Raw genomic sequence first — 954 nt, 5'->3', positions numbered from 1 at the left:
ATATGAAAAAGTTAGTATTTATGATGATGGCAATCGGTTGTTTTACCTTTGCCTCGTGCGACTCAAACACTGAAAACAGAACAGAAGAGGGCATAGAAGAAGTAGAAGATGGAGCAGACGAAGTAGGGGATGATATTGAAGAAGGTGCTGAAGATGTAAAAGATGGCGTGGAAGAAGGCGCTGAGGAAATAGAAAGAGAAGTACAATAATAACAATATACTTAAAAACAGAAGAGGGGGCTATACCATAGCCCCCTCTTCTGTTTTTAAGCTCCCAGGCGTTTCTGGATCATGCTATTTACAAGGGCAAAAAGTCGCTTGGGCGTAAATGTGCGCCAATGTACATCTTCCAGGCTGCCGCCGGAGTTAATATAATAATCAATGTTGTAGTTCCTCATTTCGCTCAGTACGAAGTCTTGAAACCCAAGGGCAGCTATCCAGCCATCTTCCACATCCTCAAACCACTCTTCGTAATAGGCATCGTCGGAGCCATGAAAGTTAAACACATTCTCACCGATCAATATAAAATGGTTGATGCCTTCTGTTATCAGCGGATCTATAATGTTTCGCTTCAACTGCATGATATCGTTGTGGAGCGTATCATTCCATTCCCCAATCAACTCTATCACGGCAAAACGCAGGTCATAATCTGCGTAAAGAATTTTAAGGAAGAGCGTTTCAGACTCAATGTCATCCCACTGCGGATGTATATAATAGCCGTAAATAGTATGGGTGTATTGAGACAAACTGTTTTCAGCGCCATAAAGTGGCGAGCGAGGGTCCTCTGAGGCAGAGTATTTATCTATCCAGTTATAATATGGTTCAATAGTATGCATAAAGTATTTCTATGTATAGGCTTAGGGCGTTTGAATCCTGTTTTACTGCAAAGTCCGGTTCTAAGTTAAGGGGGCAGAATAAGTTTTAGAACGTAGGTAAATATAATTTTTAACAAAAA

Annotated in this window: 2 protein-coding genes; one reads left to right on the top strand and one right to left on the bottom strand. The window is 40.9% G+C overall.

From position 1 onward, the window contains the following. On the top strand, window positions 1–209 hold a 209-nt coding region (locus ACFQ2O_RS21830), incomplete at its 5' end, for a hypothetical protein (RefSeq protein WP_377533064.1). A 56-nt stretch (window positions 210–265) separates the two neighbouring features. Here the strand turns inward: ACFQ2O_RS21830 and ACFQ2O_RS21825 are convergent. Then, window positions 266–835 carry a hypothetical protein gene (locus ACFQ2O_RS21825; protein ID WP_377533062.1) on the bottom strand — a complete coding sequence of 190 codons (570 nt, stop codon included), beginning with the start codon at window positions 833–835 and terminating at the stop codon, window positions 266–268. Window positions 836–954 lie beyond the last annotated feature (119 nt).

The sequence above is a fragment of the Pontibacter rugosus genome, assembly GCF_042678745.1.
Taxonomy (GTDB): domain Bacteria; phylum Bacteroidota; class Bacteroidia; order Cytophagales; family Hymenobacteraceae; genus Pontibacter; species Pontibacter rugosus.
Note: the sequence above shows the minus strand (reverse complement) of the source record. Positions and strands in the feature narration are given on the sequence as shown.